At 63.4% G+C, this 16342-nt stretch carries 19 protein-coding genes, 1 tRNA gene and 1 pseudogene; 7 read left to right on the top strand and 14 right to left on the bottom strand.

The genetic code is table 11. The annotated features are described in order from the left end of the window. Positions 1 to 24 precede the first annotated feature (24 nt). On the top strand, positions 25 to 270 hold the full coding sequence (locus tag DK389_RS06650) for a hypothetical protein (protein WP_109896089.1): 246 nt from the start codon (positions 25 to 27) through the stop codon (positions 268 to 270). A gap of 158 nt (positions 271 to 428) precedes the next feature. Beyond that, positions 429 to 635, top strand: coding sequence for a hypothetical protein (locus DK389_RS06645; RefSeq protein WP_109888281.1), 207 nt, complete (start codon positions 429 to 431; stop codon positions 633 to 635). Positions 636 to 652: 17 nt separating this feature from the next. On the opposite strand, the gene DK389_RS06640 is transcribed toward DK389_RS06645, so the two are convergent. The 3 genes from DK389_RS06640 to DK389_RS06630 all read right to left on the bottom strand — a co-directional run bounded on the left by DK389_RS06640 (position 653) and on the right by DK389_RS06630 (position 2423). Then, positions 653 to 871, bottom strand: a complete 219-nt coding sequence (locus DK389_RS06640) for a hypothetical protein (protein ID WP_109888279.1) — start codon at positions 869 to 871, stop codon at positions 653 to 655. A 201-nt stretch (positions 872 to 1072) separates the two neighbouring features. Then, positions 1073 to 1354, bottom strand: coding sequence for a DUF6894 family protein (locus DK389_RS06635; RefSeq protein ID WP_162560535.1), 282 nt, complete (start codon positions 1352 to 1354; stop codon positions 1073 to 1075). A gap of 76 nt (positions 1355 to 1430) precedes the next feature. Continuing rightward, entirely contained in the window at positions 1431 to 2423 is a 993-nt protein-coding gene (locus DK389_RS06630; protein WP_109888276.1) for an IS481 family transposase, read from the bottom strand. 145 nt (positions 2424 to 2568) lie between these two features. Between DK389_RS06630 and DK389_RS06625 the strand changes: the two genes are divergently transcribed. After that, the gene (locus DK389_RS06625; RefSeq protein ID WP_109888274.1) at positions 2569 to 3321 is read left to right on the top strand and encodes an IS6 family transposase; all 753 of its coding nucleotides are present in this window, start codon (positions 2569 to 2571) and stop codon (positions 3319 to 3321) included. 389 nt (positions 3322 to 3710) lie between these two features. Here DK389_RS06625 and DK389_RS06620 read toward each other — a convergent pair whose 3' ends face one another. After that, complete coding sequence (locus DK389_RS06620; protein WP_109888272.1) at positions 3711 to 5132, bottom strand: DUF4214 domain-containing protein; 1422 nt, start codon at positions 5130 to 5132, stop codon at positions 3711 to 3713. A 440-nt stretch (positions 5133 to 5572) separates the two neighbouring features. Between DK389_RS06620 and DK389_RS06615 the strand changes: the two genes are divergently transcribed. Next, on the top strand, positions 5573 to 5941 hold the full coding sequence (locus tag DK389_RS06615; RefSeq protein WP_109888270.1) for a PRC-barrel domain-containing protein: 369 nt from the start codon (positions 5573 to 5575) through the stop codon (positions 5939 to 5941). Between the two features lie 287 nt (positions 5942 to 6228). Here the strand turns inward: DK389_RS06615 and DK389_RS33345 are convergent, their stop codons facing one another. Next, a complete protein-coding gene (locus DK389_RS33345) occupies positions 6229 to 6399 on the bottom strand; it encodes a hypothetical protein (RefSeq protein WP_194075168.1) in 171 nt (56 codons plus the stop codon). A 183-nt stretch (positions 6400 to 6582) separates the two neighbouring features. Here DK389_RS33345 and DK389_RS06610 point away from each other — a divergent pair, with 183 nt between their 5' ends. Further along, entirely contained in the window at positions 6583 to 6831 is a 249-nt protein-coding gene (locus DK389_RS06610; protein ID WP_109888268.1) for a hypothetical protein, read from the top strand. A gap of 83 nt (positions 6832 to 6914) precedes the next feature. On the opposite strand, the gene DK389_RS32115 is transcribed toward DK389_RS06610, so the two are convergent. The 3 genes from DK389_RS32115 to DK389_RS34915 all read right to left on the bottom strand — a co-directional run bounded on the left by DK389_RS32115 (position 6915) and on the right by DK389_RS34915 (position 8989). After that, a complete protein-coding gene (locus DK389_RS32115) occupies positions 6915 to 7418 on the bottom strand; it encodes a hypothetical protein (protein ID WP_162560534.1) in 504 nt (167 codons plus the stop codon). A gap of 1152 nt (positions 7419 to 8570) precedes the next feature. Further along, positions 8571 to 8771 (bottom strand): hypothetical protein, encoded by a 201-nt coding sequence (locus DK389_RS06600; protein WP_109888265.1) that lies wholly within the window; start codon positions 8769 to 8771, stop codon positions 8571 to 8573. 83 nt (positions 8772 to 8854) lie between these two features. Then, positions 8855 to 8989: a hypothetical protein gene (locus tag DK389_RS34915; RefSeq protein WP_257791930.1), complete on the bottom strand. Its 135-nt coding sequence runs from the start codon at positions 8987 to 8989 to the stop codon at positions 8855 to 8857. Between the two features lie 543 nt (positions 8990 to 9532). Here DK389_RS34915 and DK389_RS06595 point away from each other — a divergent pair. Next, positions 9533 to 9963 (top strand): annotated as a pseudogene (locus tag DK389_RS06595) (IS630 transposase-related protein); the annotation flags it as partial. Positions 9964 to 9989: 26 nt separating this feature from the next. Here the strand turns inward: DK389_RS06595 and DK389_RS06590 are convergent. The 6 genes from DK389_RS06590 to DK389_RS06565 all read right to left on the bottom strand — a co-directional run bounded on the left by DK389_RS06590 (position 9990) and on the right by DK389_RS06565 (position 14981). Next, the gene (locus DK389_RS06590; RefSeq protein ID WP_418292012.1) at positions 9990 to 10565 is read right to left on the bottom strand and encodes a site-specific integrase; all 576 of its coding nucleotides are present in this window, start codon (positions 10563 to 10565) and stop codon (positions 9990 to 9992) included. A gap of 88 nt (positions 10566 to 10653) precedes the next feature. Next, positions 10654 to 11220: a phosphate-starvation-inducible PsiE family protein gene (locus DK389_RS06585; RefSeq protein ID WP_109888259.1), complete on the bottom strand. Its 567-nt coding sequence runs from the start codon at positions 11218 to 11220 to the stop codon at positions 10654 to 10656. A 780-nt stretch (positions 11221 to 12000) separates the two neighbouring features. Beyond that, entirely contained in the window at positions 12001 to 13584 is a 1584-nt protein-coding gene (locus tag DK389_RS06580; protein ID WP_109888257.1) for a DUF3987 domain-containing protein, read from the bottom strand. Further along, positions 13581 to 13814, bottom strand: coding sequence for a hypothetical protein (locus DK389_RS06575; RefSeq protein WP_109888255.1), 234 nt, complete (start codon positions 13812 to 13814; stop codon positions 13581 to 13583). The genes DK389_RS06580 and DK389_RS06575 overlap by 4 nt, the downstream gene beginning before the upstream one ends. A gap of 124 nt (positions 13815 to 13938) precedes the next feature. Continuing rightward, positions 13939 to 14130, bottom strand: coding sequence for a helix-turn-helix domain-containing protein (locus DK389_RS06570; RefSeq protein WP_109888253.1), 192 nt, complete (start codon positions 14128 to 14130; stop codon positions 13939 to 13941). A 775-nt stretch (positions 14131 to 14905) separates the two neighbouring features. Then, a tRNA-Glu gene (locus DK389_RS06565) sits at positions 14906 to 14981 on the bottom strand. An 80-nt stretch (positions 14982 to 15061) separates the two neighbouring features. On the opposite strand from DK389_RS06565, the gene DK389_RS06560 reads away from it, so the two are divergent. Continuing rightward, positions 15062 to 16081 carry an RluA family pseudouridine synthase gene (locus DK389_RS06560; RefSeq protein WP_109888251.1) on the top strand — a complete coding sequence of 340 codons (1020 nt, stop codon included), beginning with the start codon at positions 15062 to 15064 and terminating at the stop codon, positions 16079 to 16081. Positions 16082 to 16342: the final 261 nt, after the last annotated feature.

Below are 16342 nucleotides of genomic sequence, written 5' to 3'. Positions count from 1 at the left end.
TCGGCGACGCCCGAGGAGGGGATCATGAAAGTTCTACTGGCATCATCAGTGCTCGCAGCCGGCTTGCTTGCCGCCGTGCCAGCATCTGCTCAGAGCATCGAGGTCGGTCCTGGTGGTCCGTCTGTTGACCTTCGATCCAGAGGACAGCGCGAGCGCGACATCGATCGCGAAGAGACGCGTCGTGACATCGACCGTGGTGGGGTGCGCCGCGAGCGTCGCGAGATCCGGCGCGGTCCAGGTGCGGACGACGATGACGATGACGAGGACTGAAATCCCGCAAGGGGCTCACGTCACCTGATAGGGACTGCCGGCAGGGCATTCTGATCAGTGCGCCGTGACCGCCAGCACCTCGCTCGGCAGCCACAAGGATCACACCAGCGCCAAGCCGGTTATCCCCGCTCGCCACAACAAGAACGATGGTGCCCGGGATGGAAATGAAGCAGCGGGAACTCGAGGCGCGCATCGTCGCCATCGAGCACGCCCTCCAAGTGATCGTGAACTGTCTCTCGGACCGGCAGTCACTTGATCGGGGCAAGCTCGTGTATCTGCTCGGAGCCGCGGCAGACGAGCCGAATGCTGGCCTATCGAACGCCGGTGTTCCGAGGGCACTGCGTCGCTTGGCGGAGAGCCTCTGAGCTACAAGATAGGACGGTCAGACCGAGCGCAGCTTCACCACGTTGTGGGCACCTGTCGGTCCGATGGGCTCCGACAGCGGGGCACGCGGCTGAAGTTCGTCGTGGAGCGCCTCGGCATCCACGAGAGCACGTTTTGCCAGGAACGACAGCTTGGATCGCGTGGCCTCGTCCATCTCGGCCCGCTCGATCTCGGCCACGAGCGTGTCGAGGATATTGGCGAGCACCAGTGCTCGCATGTCAGAGAAGATCCTCACGTCACCGGCCTACTGGATCAGCCACGCCAGCAAGCAAACGGTTTCGGCCGCGACGCGATCCGGTTCGTCGCCTGGCCAAGGGGTGCCGTAGGCTCGGCGTCAGTATGCGACTCCTCCGCCTGCCCGACTGCCGCTCAGCCACATGCATCCAGCGCGTTCTTGCTACCCGGAATTCGGCGCTAATCAGGCGGTTTTCAGTTCGAGCCGCACGGGCAAGGCCGCGATTGGAGAGCGTAGCCAGCTACCGGTGATGTTCAGCGCCGAGGTGTAGACCACGCGGGCTGCTTCATCGCGCACGGTGACGAAGAGCTTCTTCTGGCCGGCCCGTAGTGGCTCGTGAGCCGCGATCTCGGCCAAGACGCGCGTAGCCATCGCGCTCACCTCGCGGTCATCGGCGCAGATGGTGCCGTCCGTGTCATGGTGGGTGAGCTGCTCATCGTGCAGGTCGAAGAAGTAACGCGACATCATTTGCCTCCTGCCCCCCGGTGGAAGGGACAGTGAGTACGGTCTGACAGGTACGAGCGATAGCTGGCTGAGTGGCCTAGATGTTTGGTCCCGGGATTTGGTGGTGCGGGTTCTGGGTGAACCTAGAGGGCTCCTCCGTCCAAGCTTTGCAGATAGCTTCGTAGGGCGTGAGGCCGCGTAGCGTCTTGAGGCGGCGGGCGAAGTTATAGGCGGCCACGAAGTCGGCGAGGTGCTGCCGAAGCTGACTGTGGCTGTCGTAGTAGAAGCGCTTGACGGTGGCGTCCTTGATCGTGCGGTTCATCCGCTCAACTTGACCATTCGTCCAGGGATGGCGCGGCTTCGTGAGACGGTGCTCGATGTTGAGGTCGGCGCAGGCGCCCTCAAAGGAGTGGCAGCGGAACAGCACCTTCTCGGCGCGCATCGCTCTGATCTCTTCCGGCGTCCAAGTGTTCCCGGACGGCTCGGTGAAATGCGTGCCGTTGTCGGTGAGCACCGTGTGGATCTTGTAGGGAACGGCGGCAGCAAGGGCCCGCAGGAAGTTGCCGGCGACCCGGCGCGTGGCCTTCTCGTGCAACTCGGCGAAGGCGAACTTGGAGGTCCGGTCGATCGCCACAAGCAGGTAGAGTCGGCCTTCTTTGGTGTGCACCTCGGCGATATCGATGTGGAAGTAGCCGAGCGGGTAGCGCTTGAATTTTGCACGTAGCGGCTTGTCGCCATCCACTTCGGGGAGCCGCGAGATGCCATGGCGCTGCAGGCACCGGTGCAGGCTTGAGCGTGTAAGGTGCGGGATCGTCGGCTGCAGGGCGTAGAGGCAGTCGTCGAGTGGCAGCAGGGTGTGCCGGCGAAAGGCGACGATCACCGCCTCGTTCTCGGCCGTCAGCACCGTAGACCGGTGTTCCGTTGGCCCCGTCTTCCGGTCAGCCACCGAGGACCGCTTCTTCCACTTCGCGACGGTCTTCGGGTTGACGCCGTAACGGGCCGCCAACGCCCTCAGGCTCGCTTGACTATGCTGTATCGCTCGACGGACTGCCGCTGTCGTCGTGGCGCTCCCGTGCTGAACCTGGCCCATAGCGCGTCCTTCCACTCTCGTGAGAAAACTGCACCATCAAACCCTGGGATCAAACACCTAGACCGGGCCTGTCGCAAAGTTTTTGAGGTTCACGGCTCGTTAGGCATACGGGCCGAGTTTGCCGCCTCCAGCCCGGAGGTGGTCCATGATCCTGAGCGCTATCGCCGCCAAGCTGAAGCGCCGGTCCAAGACCGACTTTAAGGGCCGCCACTTTGAGGCCGCGCTGATCGTCCAAGCTGTCTCTTGGTACCTGCGCTACCCGCTCAGCTACCGCGATATCGAGGAACTGTTCCTGGAGCGCGGGCTTGAGGTCGATCACAGCACGCTGAACCGCTGGGTGCTCGCCTACGCCCCGCTGATCGAGAAGCGATTGCGGCACTTCCGCAAGCCGCACTGCGGCTCGATCCGGATCGACGAGACCTACGTGAAGGTGCGCGGTGAGTGGCGCTACCTGTACCGGGCCATCGACAAGCACGGCAGCCCGGTCGACTTCCTCCTCTCAGCCAAGCGTGATCTGGATGCGGCCAAACGCTTCTTCCGCAAGATGCTCGAGGATCAGCCGTTGTTGGCCCCCGACCGGATCGGCACGGATGCGGCAGGCCCCTACCCGCCCGCTATCGTGGCAACGCGCAAGGCCGGCCTGCTGCCCCGCATGCCGACCCACTACATGACCAAACACCTGCAGCAGGGCATCGAGAGCGACCACTTCCGGCTGAAGAAGAACATGCCGCGGATCGGCGGCTTCCGCTCCTTCGCCACAGCCCGGCGCACCATCCAGGGCTTCGAGGCCATGCTGTGGCTGCGCAAGGGCTTCGGCTTTGCCGGCGCATGGACTGTCCGAGAGCAGAACCGGCTGCTGGCACTCTGTTTCGGACTTCCCGTCACGAACAAAGCATGAAAGCGGAGCCATCGAGCCCCTTCTGCGGTCTGTTTCCGGGTTTGCGACACGCCCTCCAAATCGGAGGAGCACCCTCTCGGAAAGGTTCCTCGGCAACTGTGGAACGGTCCAGACGGGTAAGCCCTATTGGAACGCTGACGCCCAAGATCGCGCCTCAGAGCGCGTTACTCGGCTCGTCGGACCAGATTTCCGTTGGTGCCCGCGCCTTCAAGCCGCCTCTGGATGGTGTCGGGCACGAACCGCGCGACCTCGTTGCCCAAGGCGGCCCGTCCTTGGTCGCGCAGGAGAAATGAACGCTCCCGCAGATGCGGCTCATCGCATTCTCCTCGGGCAGAATCCTTGAGGTTATCAAAGGAGTGCATCACCCAAGGTGCAGTGACAAGCTTCGGTTAAATCAGATGCCATCCCTCCTCGATCTGGCCTAAGTGCAGGTACTGCGACTCGGGGCTACTAGAGATTTGCGCAGCTACTTCCCCGCGCGGCAGGCCATTGTTGAGCTGAAGAGCCCAGAACGCACTCTCCGAGTGCCGCCACAAGGCGTTCACATAGAGCGCGTCCACGTAGGCCGCGTTATCGACAGCACCGTACCTTGCCTGGAGTTCGGGCGTGGTGAGGAAACTGTCTGCGACACTGCTGAGCGAGCGTCCTTGGTTTAGCTGGTCCGTCCAGTACTGCAATCCTCCGAGATCAGGCATCCGATCGAGAAGTGTATAGTATAGACGGGCCACGTCGCTTGCTTGTCTGTCAGGGACGAATATACTTAAGCTAAACTCTAGGGTTAAACTTGCGAGATGCTCTGGAGAAAAAACAAAACCGTCAGCGACATCGGCTCGGGTAGCACCTCGGTACAGCTGATCACTCCAGAAGTCACGCTCTTCATCATTTGGATTGCGGTTAAGCATGGTCTCGTAGAGATGATTGACGAAAACTCCGTCGTTGAGCGAGCCTACTCTTGCTTGTCCTTCCGAGGAGTTGAGCACTTGTTGGGTGAGGTCGCGCACGGTAGTGCCGTGCTCCAGTCGATCGGCCCAGTACTCCAGCCCGAGAGAGTCTGGGGCACGACCTAGCAGGCCGTCGTAGATGGCGTAAATTTGGCCGCCTGCACTTTGGGCACCTTGAATAAACGTACCGAAGTATGGCTTGTTCAAATAATTATTTGTATTTAGCCGACCCGAGTCCTCAAAACTGACTGATCCTGATTGGGGCCAAAAGTGGATCTCAAAATCGTCGTTATGGTTTACCTGTTGCCGCTGATGCAACGTGAGGGGACCCCATTGTTCCCCGGCGGGAGACGACGTAATGGCGCCATGGACGGTGACCTCATCCGGTGCACCAATATTGCCCGGACCGGGTCCCACCAGCACTCTCGAAGTAACGGTGTGGCCGGGAAATACGTTGGCAGCGATGCCATGCAGATGAGCATAGGTTGGGTGGAATTGCGTATCGCCCGTGTTGTCGCCGGGACCGTTGACGAAGATCCCCACGGCTCCGTTTGGGCCCTCGCTGATCGGAGCGCCTAGGTCATTATGAAAGACAAAGTTCACCGACCCACGGAGGCCAACGTCGAGACTGTCCACGTTGTTGCTGGGCTCGTGAACTTTGATGACCAGCCGACCGTGCGTGGTATCTCTCTGCGAGTGTAGGCCCAGCCATGCTGCTTCGTCGTAGTGGATGTCAAACACCAGTGGCGTTGTGTTTGCCCCGTTCAAAACAAGGTTGTCCGTACGGCCGCCTTGGCTGATCGTAACCTGCTCGGGCAATTCGAAGACCCAGCTCCCTGCTGATCCTGCAACTGTTTGGAAGTGTGTCATCTTATCTCTCCGTTATCCCGGCCGATAAGGTACACTTTGCTGGGGTTCAACAAACTGTCTCAACTCTAGGATCTATCTTCCGATCTCGTCGTTTACGGCGAAGCCATCGAGTTTCTTAACCCGGGCCGACTTCATGTTGCGCAGCGCGCTGGACGCGGTTTTGGCCCCCTGTTTGCCCGGTTCCTCATTGCTTTGCGGGTCAGGCAAGTGATGCTCTGCCCGGCATCACCGGGAGGCAATCCTCTGTGCAGTTGCGCGCAGGGGCTTAGCGGTAGTTCCAAAGCGGCTCCATAAACGCGTACGCGAACCGCGCGGCTTCGTGCGTGCGAGAAGGGTGATCATTTGAGCTTGCTGCGTTCCGGGATGAAGCACAGCCTCATCAAGAGCGAGGGCACGCCACCTCGGGCTGCCGTCGAACCGGAAACCGGAGGAGGCAAGCCATGGCGGAGACGGACGCGTTATCAGCTCCAAGCCACCCGCTCATCGCGAGTGATCGCATCGAGGGAACGGCTGTCTTCGATGCGAGCGGCAAGCGAATTGGGGCCATCAAGCGCCTCGTGATCGAGAAGATCAGCGGCCAAGTCGTCTATGCCGTTACCGCGTTCGGCGGCTTCATGGGCGCGGGTTCAGAGACCTATACGATCCCCTGGGAGCAGTTGCGTTACGACACGAAGCTTCACGGCTACCACACGACCATCACGGCGGGGCATCTGCGCCAAGCACCCGAGTTCTCGCGTCGTGACGAGGCCCTCCTGTCTGGGCACGAAAGGCAGCAACTCAACGACTTCTATGCGGAACCCATGCCCTAAGGATCGCCCCGCACTCGGTCCTCTTCCGATGCACGACTCTCACCTAAGGTGGCTTGCGCTTGGAGGACGCTCGCGAACGAACGCGACAGCCGTTGGCATCGCACCCTTATGGAAGCACCCGTTCCCATATGCGGCCTACGCGATCCGGGCGGCTCCATAACGCCCGATCTGCGCAGGACATCACGATCCGGCTTCGGGTTAGCAGCGGGATGGCTCGGACGTAAAAAAGCCCTGCCAGAACCCGGCGGGGCTGATCATCTTCCGGTGCAGGAGCTGCCGGTTGCCGCTTAGGCGGCGAGCTTCACAGAGGCCGGAGCGTTCTCGTTGCTGACCACAAGCTGACGAGCGGAAGCGGCTGCATCGGCCTTCGGGCTCAGGAAGTCAGCCACGTAGAACACCAGCGAGATGTTCGCGGCGAGGGCGGCGAAGAAGGCGTAGTAGAGAAGCAGGTTGATCATCGGAGGTGCCTGATGCGTTTGCGTTGCAACATACATCGCATCGCAAGCGGCGTTCTGGCATACCACATTCCATCTGACAGCCATGCGACGGAAGCATACATCTGGCAAAAAAATGGTCGAGGGCCGGCGTTTCTGCAGGATGATACCTGATCTAAACAGGCCGGCCCGCGTTATCCTTCAGCCATGCAGAAGCGCGTGTCCCACCCATTCACGTTGCACATCCAGGCACGTCCCTGGATGCGCGGGCGCTTCCACTGGGCGATCTGGCGGCGCGGGGTGATCGCGCACGAGCCGACGATGACTTATGAGACCTTCGAGGAGGCCCGGCTGGCCGGGAAGGGTGCTCTGGATCAGATGATCAAGCTCTGGTTGCGCGAAGCGGCCCCAAGCGAAGCCACTCCGCCGCATCTGTATGGTCCAGCAGCTACTTAAAGGTCCGCTGCGGTATACCCAAACGGACAAGCTGAGACATGCGTCAGCCGCATATTCGCTCCAGCAGGGTGGAGCGCCCGGGTCTATCTACAGGGATCGGCTGATAACGCGAGCTCGGCCAAGGGGCCGTCGTAGATGGCTGTCTCAACGTTGTCGCTGACGGTGCGTCTCTTCTTCCAATCGACACCTGGGGCCGTCGAGCCCTTCCACGAGAACCCCTTCACCGGAGGAGAGGCGTCGGGCTTGACGTCAAAGCGGACCGTGAAGCGTTCCGATCCGTAAGCCACCTCGACAGCGTCCCATTGCTCCTCGCCTGCATGCCTGATCTCGCGAACGGTTTTGCCGATCAGGTCTCGCCGCGCCATAGGCCGGAGGGACGCGATCGGCCGGGCATCCAACACCGTGTACGTACCGGTGCACTCCCCCGCTCCTCGCGTTGGTGTTGGTGTTGGTGTTGGTGCGCGCGAGGCAAGGGTGCTCCAAGCGAAGGCTGATCCGGCGATCACGAGCAAGCGGACGAAAGGCATCATGGATGCTTCCTTGCCGCCTGAGGAAAGCAGATCGTGGCACTCGGCGCCAGCGGTCACCGCCGCACCGAACTCCTGCAGCGGAGGCTCTACAACGCCCGGCCCGCGCAGGCCGTGATGCTGCCCGTCAAGAGCGAAATGTCCGTTGAGGCATACCCTAACGGATAGGACAGCAGTCCGGCAGGCGAAGAAAAGCCCGCCACGGAAGGGGGAACCGGGCGGGCGGAGGCAGTTGGATGAAACGCCCGGCTGGCTGTGGACCATCCGAACGCCTCTTGGCTAGCACGCGCCAAAGCCAGACCGCCGTTCATGCTCAATCACAACCTCGTGACGGAGGATTGGAAGCGGTTTGAGTGGGCCTTACGCGATACCTCTGCGGCCTCGCGCGAGAACAGGCTTATGGGCCCGCCGCCCCCTTCATCGGCCGTTGGCCGTGCTCTACTTCACCTGCATGTCCGACCGCCGCTGCACGTCACATGCGACGTGTGCTCGAAACGGTGAAGGGCGGATATAGGCGCCATTTCAATACTATAGTTGATTAGATAGAAAGTATTATTGCGGTCGGAGGTGATTAATATATAAACTCATGAAAGAGTGACAGTTCGCACGGCTTGAACGATGTGTAGAATATTATTTTGCGCTCCGATACTATCGTTCGCTTTGGTTGTATCAGCGCCCTCGGCAGCAGAAACGTGCTCGGCGCGCAATCAGAGATGCATTAAATTCTGTGACGAGAGAAATAGCGGAGGAAGGGCGTATAATTGCCACTCCTTTTGCGCCGATGCTGTCGCTCAATGTATGAGAGACGGGTGCTATAGTACTCCAATGGTGAAGGGCTGCGGTTTTGTCAGGAAGTGAAGCACGAACGGCGCGTTTCGATGGTTGAGACGATCCGGCGGCGCTGGGCATCGGCACGCCCTCATGAGGGCGTCGCGACCGAAACGCTTGTGCGGAAGATCGAGCGCGGTGCCTTGCGTCCGCTGTGTCGCGAACTCGCGCGTCGCGAGCTTGCTCGCCGTGAAACATCACATCGGGCGTTACGTCCGGACCCATAAACGCCCTTACGTGAGCCGAGCGGTTCCATATCGCCCAATCGGCGAGGGGCTGTTGCGAGCCACGGCTCGATGGCTGTACGCGTACTGCTCTCGATTGCGCCATGTGAGACCGCCTCTCGCGCGGGCGCGCGTACTGGTCTCATATCCTCGCCGGAAGCTACGCGTTGATTTTTTTGATGAGGCTTTCCAGTTCGTCCAAGGCGGCGCCAATCAGGTCAGCTTGAGCCTTGATCTTTTCAGCATTCAGCCCCGCAGCGGCATCCGACGACCACCAGATGCCGCTGTCGGCTGAGCGGAGCATGTCCGTAAAACGGTGATGCTGAAGCGCTAAGGCGTCCAATGCGGTCTGATTGTCCACGGCGCTGTCTCCTGCTTGGCGCCGAGCATAAGCCAGCACGAAAGGATGCGCGAGCGAGCGGAGCGGACCCCGGCCCTCGTCGTCTACTCGCTGCCCTTGGGAGGTGGCATCAGGTTACCGCCGGGCGTGGTCGGTGCTGTTAGATCGAAGTGCTGGAGGTCGTCCGTCACGGCCTCGGCCAGCCCGTCGATGGCGTCCATGATGCCGCTGGTGGCCACGTAGACGGGGGCCGAGTTGATCGGGGCGCGAGACAGGACGCGGATGCACTCCTTCCGCCAGCCCTCGGCATGGTCGAGGAAGTCGCGCTGCTCAGCGCCGACGAAGACACGATTGTGGCTACTCTTCTCCTAACTTGATGGTCCAGACATGGTAGGGGTTGTGATGACCCTTCTGATCCTTGTTTGCGTAGCTGCCGGCCTTGCCTACTATTTCTTGGCGGCTGGGCCAGCGCGAGGGCGCACCTTCGTTCGATCAGTGATGTTTCTACGGTGCCTTGAGGTTGGGCAGACCCCTGAGCAGGCCAACGTATCGATCAGCTCGCCTACGATGACCGACAACCCCAAAGTCATCCGGTTCGCGAAACGCGCCCTGCAACTGCGGTACGGAGGCAAGAGGTCCCCGGCGATTGCGGAGGCGAAGCGGCGCGGCATGATCGAGCCGAAGACGAAGGCTTAGAGCTGTTGCCGTTCAGTCTGAGGCTGCGGGGGTAGTGTGGTAGCCGGTGCTGTGATTCCATGGCGTTCGGACCACGGAGGAACACTATGGCTGCAGCCCTGTCGCAGGATCTTCGCGAGCGGGTGATCGCCGCCATCGAAGCGGGCGCCTCGTGCCGACAGGCGGCGGAGCGGTTCGGCGTGGGTAAGGCGAGCGCGATCCGCTGGCACGCCCGCTTCAGGGCGGACGGTAAGATCGCTGCCAAGCCAATGGGCGGAGACCGGCACTCGCATCGAACCGAGGCCCATGCGGCCCTGATCCTGCAGGCCCTTGAGGACCGGTCCCAAGCCTACCTGCGCGAGGTGCGGGCGACCTTGCAGGAACACGGTGCCGCAGTGAGCCTGAGTGGGCTGTCGCGCTTCTTCAAGCGCCACGGCATCAGCCGCAAAAAGGGGCGCTCCACGCGGCCGAGCAGAACCGCCCGGACGTGAAGGAGGCGCGCGAGCGGTGGTTCGAGGGCCAGCTCGACCTCGATCCGTCACACCACATGCTGGGACCGAACATCTAGCGGCTACAGGAGCCGCTCCCCGAATGATCCTTGAAAGCGTTGGCGCGGCGGATGTAGCCCAGCACCATCCGCGAGTCGCGGTGTCCCGACTGATCCATGATGCGGGCAAGATCCGCACCCCGCTCCGCTGCCGTCGTGATGTAGCCGGCCCGCAGGCTGTGTGCCCCGAAGGTCGAGGCATCGAGGCCGACAGCGGTTGCGTGCTTCTTCACGACGTCGGCAATGGCCTGCGTCGTGAGGCGCCCGGCTTGGCGCACGTTGCCCGACCGCAATACCGGACGGAAGATAGGCCCTTCCGTGATGCCGGCGGCATCCAGCCACTCGCGGACGAGTGCCACAGGCCGAATGAACTTGCCGTGCGGTATCGCCTTCTCGATGCCCCTGCCCTCTTGATCGGTTTTTGAACGGCGTACAAAGACGCGAAGCCCATCCTTACCGTCCTGCAGGTCCTCGACATTCAGCGCGGCGAGTTCGGAGCGGCGAAAAGCGCCTGCGAACCGGAGAGCCAGCAAGGCGCGATCCCGCTTACCTGTGAGGGTGTCGGGCATCAGCATCAGCATGGCCGCGATCACGTCGGCGGTTGCGGCCGCCTTCTGGGTCGGCTTGACGCCTGTTCGGCGGCCGGGAGCACGCCTGGCTTCTCCAGGAAGGGCTGGTTGCTCAATCCTGCATCTTTGATGAGCCGTCGGCGCTCAGTTGCGTGTCCTTGCGATCTTGGTCACGCACGAGCCAATGCACGGCGCCAAGCGCCAGGACGGCAGCTGCTAGTCCGATGATGGTCAGCGGCTCGGTCTTGCTCGCGTCTAAGATGATGAACTTGCGGGCGAGCGCCAGCAGCGCGATCAGGATGACCGTGCGCAGCTGGATGATGCTCTCCTGACGGTGGAGCACGCTCAGGATCGAGTGGTTGAACTCGAGCGCGATCAGGACCGTGAAGATCATGCCGAACACGGCCTGAAACACGCTGTGCTCGGCCGGGTCGAGCAGGCCGAAGATGACGAGCAGCACGACACGGAAGCAGAGGTTGATCACGGCCGCGATGATGACGAGGCCAATCAGGCCGGTGAGCACCACGACGACCACTTCCTCGAAGCGCTCGTAGAGGCTCAGCCCCGGCCAAGCCTTACGCGTCTCCCTCAGCGTGTCCGCCGCCGCCGAGACGTGTCGGGCGAAGGGGTAGCGGCCCTTGCTCCGGTCGTCAGTTTCTTCCAGTGTCGTTTGGTTCACGCTCAGGCCCTCCGGTCAGCACCTTCAGCCAATTAGGGGAGACTCCGCGCAGGGCTCGTCTTGTCCGTTGGGGTATGCCCCAGCGGACACGTGAAATGAGGGGCAAAAGCGCGTCCACTAGGATGGCCTTCGACCTACGGACGCTCCTTCATGCAGACGATACCTTCGGGGTCAGGCCATAACACCGCTGCAGCTCGCTAACCCGCACGATGATGTCCCCTCGCATCAACCTCGCCGCGTGCGAGGATCGCGATGCATTTAGATTGACCTCGAGTTCAGCACTTGTGGCCCTCAGAACAGGGTCTAAACAGGGAGGTGAGGTATCGGATCGCCCGCAGAGACGCTCGCGCGGCGGGCAGCCTTGCCAATTCCGATAAAAGCGATCTCAAGTTCTGTCGCGTGGAGCTTGAGGCCAGAGCTGTCAGACCAAAAATCAGCTGGCCAAGGATGCAGGCACCCCGAATGCTTCTATCGTCTCAGTCCGCGCCAGGCGTTCAGCCTCGGCGCGGCTGAAGCCGCCCTCATACTCCCGGATCGCAGCGCGCTCCTCGTAGTAGGCCAGCCAGTCCTCACGACTGACCGTGCATGAAGTGCTGTCCAGCGCTTTACTGGAAGGCGCTGCGTTCGACACCTCACCCGCCTCAGGCTCCTTCGCTGCCGGCGCGCAGCCTGTCTCCTGGGGTTCGCTTGGCCTCCATGGCGGGAGTTTTGGCACTATTGGCACATTTGGCACAGCCGCTGCTGCTGACTGCGCCGCCAAGGCTTGGGCCAGCCAGCGGCTCATCGCTGCCCCCGCAGCACCGCCGGATTGACCTCATAATTGAGCGCCGGGCGGCCCTGCTGCTCGCCAGCAGGTCTGAGAACAGGCTGAATCAGGCAGGCCTCAGCAAGCTCTGCACAGGCCGCCTGCATGTCGGTCGCGTCGCGTAGCATGCCGCCGTGCTCACGGCGAACCTGCCGCGCGTTAAAAGCCCGCTGGCCAGTCCGCCGGAGATAGCGCACCAGCAACATGGCCCGGCGCTCCCGGATCGGAATGGCGGCGTCGCCGTACACCCGCTCAGCCATAGGCAGGAAGTAGCCGTCGAGCAGCCCGGCTGCCGCCTCAACGGCTTTCTTCGAGATGCAGGTCGGCTCCGCCGCGCGCGTGCCGCCGCACCACCACAGGTACTCCAGCACGCATGAGAGCCGCAGCACGTGTCCGCGAGCCTTGCCGATCGTGCCCGCCAGGAGGCCGCCTGCCTCGTGCCCCCGGTGCACCATCTCGCGCGCGAACGCCTCCAGCACATCCTCCGCCTGACTCGTCAGCCGCACGAGCCTGGGCTCGGCATGGCCGAACTCGTCCGTGCTCATCGGCAGATCGGACAGCCGCGCGAAGTTGCGCTTGGCCAGCGTGTCGTCCTGCAGGTTGCGCGCGAGCACGAACTCCGGTCTGGCGTCTGGCCACGTCCAGAGCAGGCGCGAGGCGAGCCCGTCATCCGGCCCACTGATGATCAGCGGCAGCTTGTCGGGCTGCACGCCACCCAGCAGACCGATGGCAAGGTGGCGGATGTGCAGCGGCAGTGGGCTTTTGACGCGATCGACCACGTAGGAGCGGCCGCCGTACATCTCGATGGCAAAGGCCCGATCCGAGCCGCCACCGCCGTACCTGTCGAAGGCGCCGAGCCAGCCGGCCAACTCGTCACGCACGAGCAGGAGCCCGCGCGGCAGGGCTGCAGCCAGACCGCCCAGCGCTTCGACCGTCGCGTCGGCAACGCGGATGCGCGGCCGGACCGGCAGATCCGGTGCCTGAGCCTCGTCGGGCATCGGCGGGGGCGGATCGCCCTTCTTCACCGCGGCCTTGATCTTGGCCTTCCACTCCTCCTGGCAGGCTTCGCTGACCTGCTTCTTCATGGTGTAGGCCAGCTGCTCCGTCTCGAAGCCGAGAGCCATCTGGTCCTCGGCGTAGCGCACCAGCGCGAAGGCTGCGTCCATCGACGGCGACTTCGACGAGGAGGGTGGCCCCACCACAGCACACCAGAGCAGCGGCGGCTCGGACCAGTCTGCGCCCGCCAGCGGCCAGCGCACGTTGCCGAGGGCGGCACCTGCGCAGGCCAGCAGCGCGACGGCGCAGTAGTCGATAGGGGCAGAGGCACCGGCGGCCTTCTGCTCGGCCCATTCGGCCCAGGGGCCGAGCAGTGGCAGCGGAAACGAGGGCGCAGCGCGCTGGCCGGTTCCGAGCAGCGACAGGTCTGGGCTGTCCCAGGTCGGCTCCTTGTCGGCTCGCTCGTTGGAGGGTGGCTCATCCTCCCACTGGTTTTCAAACCGCGCGCTGCTGGGTGCGGGCCCGAGCCGCTCCATCTCCAGAGCGAATGGATCTGCGATCACGGCCGCACCTCCCGGGCCTGATCAGCAGGGGCCTTCCGCCGCTCTGCCTGCACTTTGATCCTGTGCGCCTTCAGCTCCGCCACCGAGCCGATGGCGGAGCGGGTGCAGGCGACCAAGGAGCGGACAGTGTAGTCGAGGCCTGCCACATCGCCGATCTGCGCGTAGGTGGTTCCGAGCTGCGCGTGCGTTGCGGCCCAGGCGAGTGTCTCGGCAACGAACTCGCACAGCATCTCGGGATCGTAGCAGAGCGCGGCAGGAGCGCGTTGGGCAGACGCAGCGCCAGATGCGCTCAGACCGGCTGCTGGAGCGTCGCTCTGCGCCGGGGCGGCTTTACTGGAAATGGAGTTCATGGTGTCACGCTGCCTGCGTCTTGATGGCAGGCAGGCTGTTCAGCCAGGTACGCAGATCGTCCGCGAGGATGAGGGTGCGGCGACCCAGCTTCTTGGCCGTGAGGCGCTGGGCGGCGATCTCAGCGTAGATCGTCGTCCGGCTTGAGCCCGTGATGCGCGTGACTTCCGCGATGGTGTAGGCGTGCTTGCTGTTCACAAGTGTGCTCCAGGACAACGCGGAACGATCCCGCGTTCAGGAGCACACTATTCGAGCGCTAGATTCGGCCGCTCAAATTTGACAGAATTCAAGTTTGACGATCGGGCCCGCTCGATTTGTCCTGTTCGAAGTCCGTGCGATACGCTTGAAGGCAGGCGCGTACTCGGCGTGTGGAGACCGGAACGCCATAGCAGCGCGACGCTCGATCGGCGACTTTGCGCAGAAGCCATGATGGCGTGCCATATGTGCGTTTCGCGTCGCCTGAAATGCGCGCGGACCCGCGAGCCTCTATCCAGCTGCGTATATCGCCTACCACATCGTCAATGACGTCATCGCCCTCGCCAAGCGGCGTATCCGTTCGTGCGCGTCTCTGACGCTTCCGCAGAGAGAAACCCTGCATTCGACCGTTAAAGCGCTGCAGTTCCTCACGTGGGTTCATGCCCTCGATCAGCTTCTCGCTTGCCCGAGCACGCCTGTCGGCAACTCTCTGCGCTCTTCGCCTGAGAAGCTCGGCATACAGCGAGCCGACCCGAATTATTTGCTCGTACGTCAGAACGGCACGGCGGCCAGCGCGCGGACGCTGTCCACCGTGTGACATCAAATCACCTGACAGTTAGCGACCGCGTCAGCGCGGGGAAAGCAGCGCTGCAATTTGCTCGAACGCAGTGCGGCGTCGCTAGGCGGCTTTGGCTGATAGAGAGCAACAGCGTTTCCGTAAATTTTCCGTACATCTGCCGGAAAGCAGAAGGCTGCTGGCATAAGCCGTTGATCCAACTGGCGCTCCCAAGGGGACTCGAACCCCTGTTTTCGCCGTGAGAGGGCGACGTCCTAGACCGCTAGACGATGGGAGCTTTCCGGTCGGGAGGCGTTCGTATAGCGACGTGCCGGCGCGGGCACAAGGGCAGAGGCGAGCCTTTTTCGCGCCGCGTCGATGAGGTGGGGACAAGCGTTGCAGGACATCGTGGCCGGGATTGAGGAACGGGACGCTCGCGTGGCGGAGGGGGAGGGGGGACAGCGGCTCGACCGGACGCTGGCGCGGGCCTTCCCCGACCTGTCGCGCTCGCGCCTGCAGGATCTCGTGCGGGCTGGCCAGGTGCGCCTTGACGGGGCGATCGTGCGGGAGCCGGCCCTGAAGGTCGCTGCCGGCGTGCGCCTCGCGGTCATCGTGCCGGAGGCGGTGCCGGCGGAGCCCGTCGCGGAGCGGTTCGCGCTCTCGATCACCTACGAGGACGACGACCTCGTCGTCATCGACAAGCCGGCCGGGCTCGTCGTGCACCCCGCGCCCGGACACGAGGGCGGCACCCTGGTCAACGGCCTCATCGCCCATTGCGGAGACAGCCTGTCTGGCATCGGCGGCGTGCGGCGCCCCGGGATCGTGCACCGCCTCGACAAGGACACGAGCGGCCTCCTCGTCGTCGCCAAGAACGACCTCGCCCATCGCGGCCTCACCGCGCAATTTGCCGATCACGGCCGCAGCGGTCCCCTGGAGCGGGCCTATCAGGCCCTCGTCTGGGGCGTGCCCGAGCCCCGCAACGGCACGATCGAGGCGAATCTCGCCCGCAGCCAGCGCAACCGCGAGAAGATCGCGGTGGTGCGGGCGGGCGAGGGGCGGCACGCGGTGACGCATTACCGCACCGTGCGCGCGCTCGGGCCCGAAGTTGCGCTGCTCGCCTGCCGCCTGGAGACGGGCCGTACCCACCAGATCCGGGTGCATCTCAGCCACCGCGGCCATCCGCTCCTCGGCGACGCCGTCTACGGCAGCGCCTTCAAGACCAAGGCGGCGCGGCTGCCCGAGCCCGCGCGAGCCTCGCTCGCGGCACTCGGCCGGCAGGCGCTGCACGCGGGGCTCCTCGGCTTCGCGCACCCGCGTACGGGCGAGACCCTACGCTTCGAGAGCCCGCTCCCCGCGGATCTGGCGGCCCTCGTGCGGGCGCTCGGCGACCCGGGGTAACCGGCCGCCCGCATGTGCGAAAGGGGGCTGCGGAGTGCGGTGTGGCGAACCCGGCACAGTCAAGGATCGGCCCTGACCGGGTGCGCCATCACACCTCGATCCGCGACCAATCGTGCGAGGATCGACCGATAAGCCCGTTCGTGCGTTGACCACGACGTTCGCGCCGCGGACCCGCTACCGGATCGGGGATTTCCACAGTACAGATGGGAATTCGGACGGCCGGCTCAAGGAGCGGTCGACCGCGCCATCGTCCGCCCGTCA

This window comes from Methylobacterium durans, assembly GCF_003173715.1.
Lineage (GTDB): Bacteria > Pseudomonadota > Alphaproteobacteria > Rhizobiales > Beijerinckiaceae > Methylobacterium > Methylobacterium durans.
This window is presented reverse-complemented; position numbering and strand designations above follow the sequence as displayed.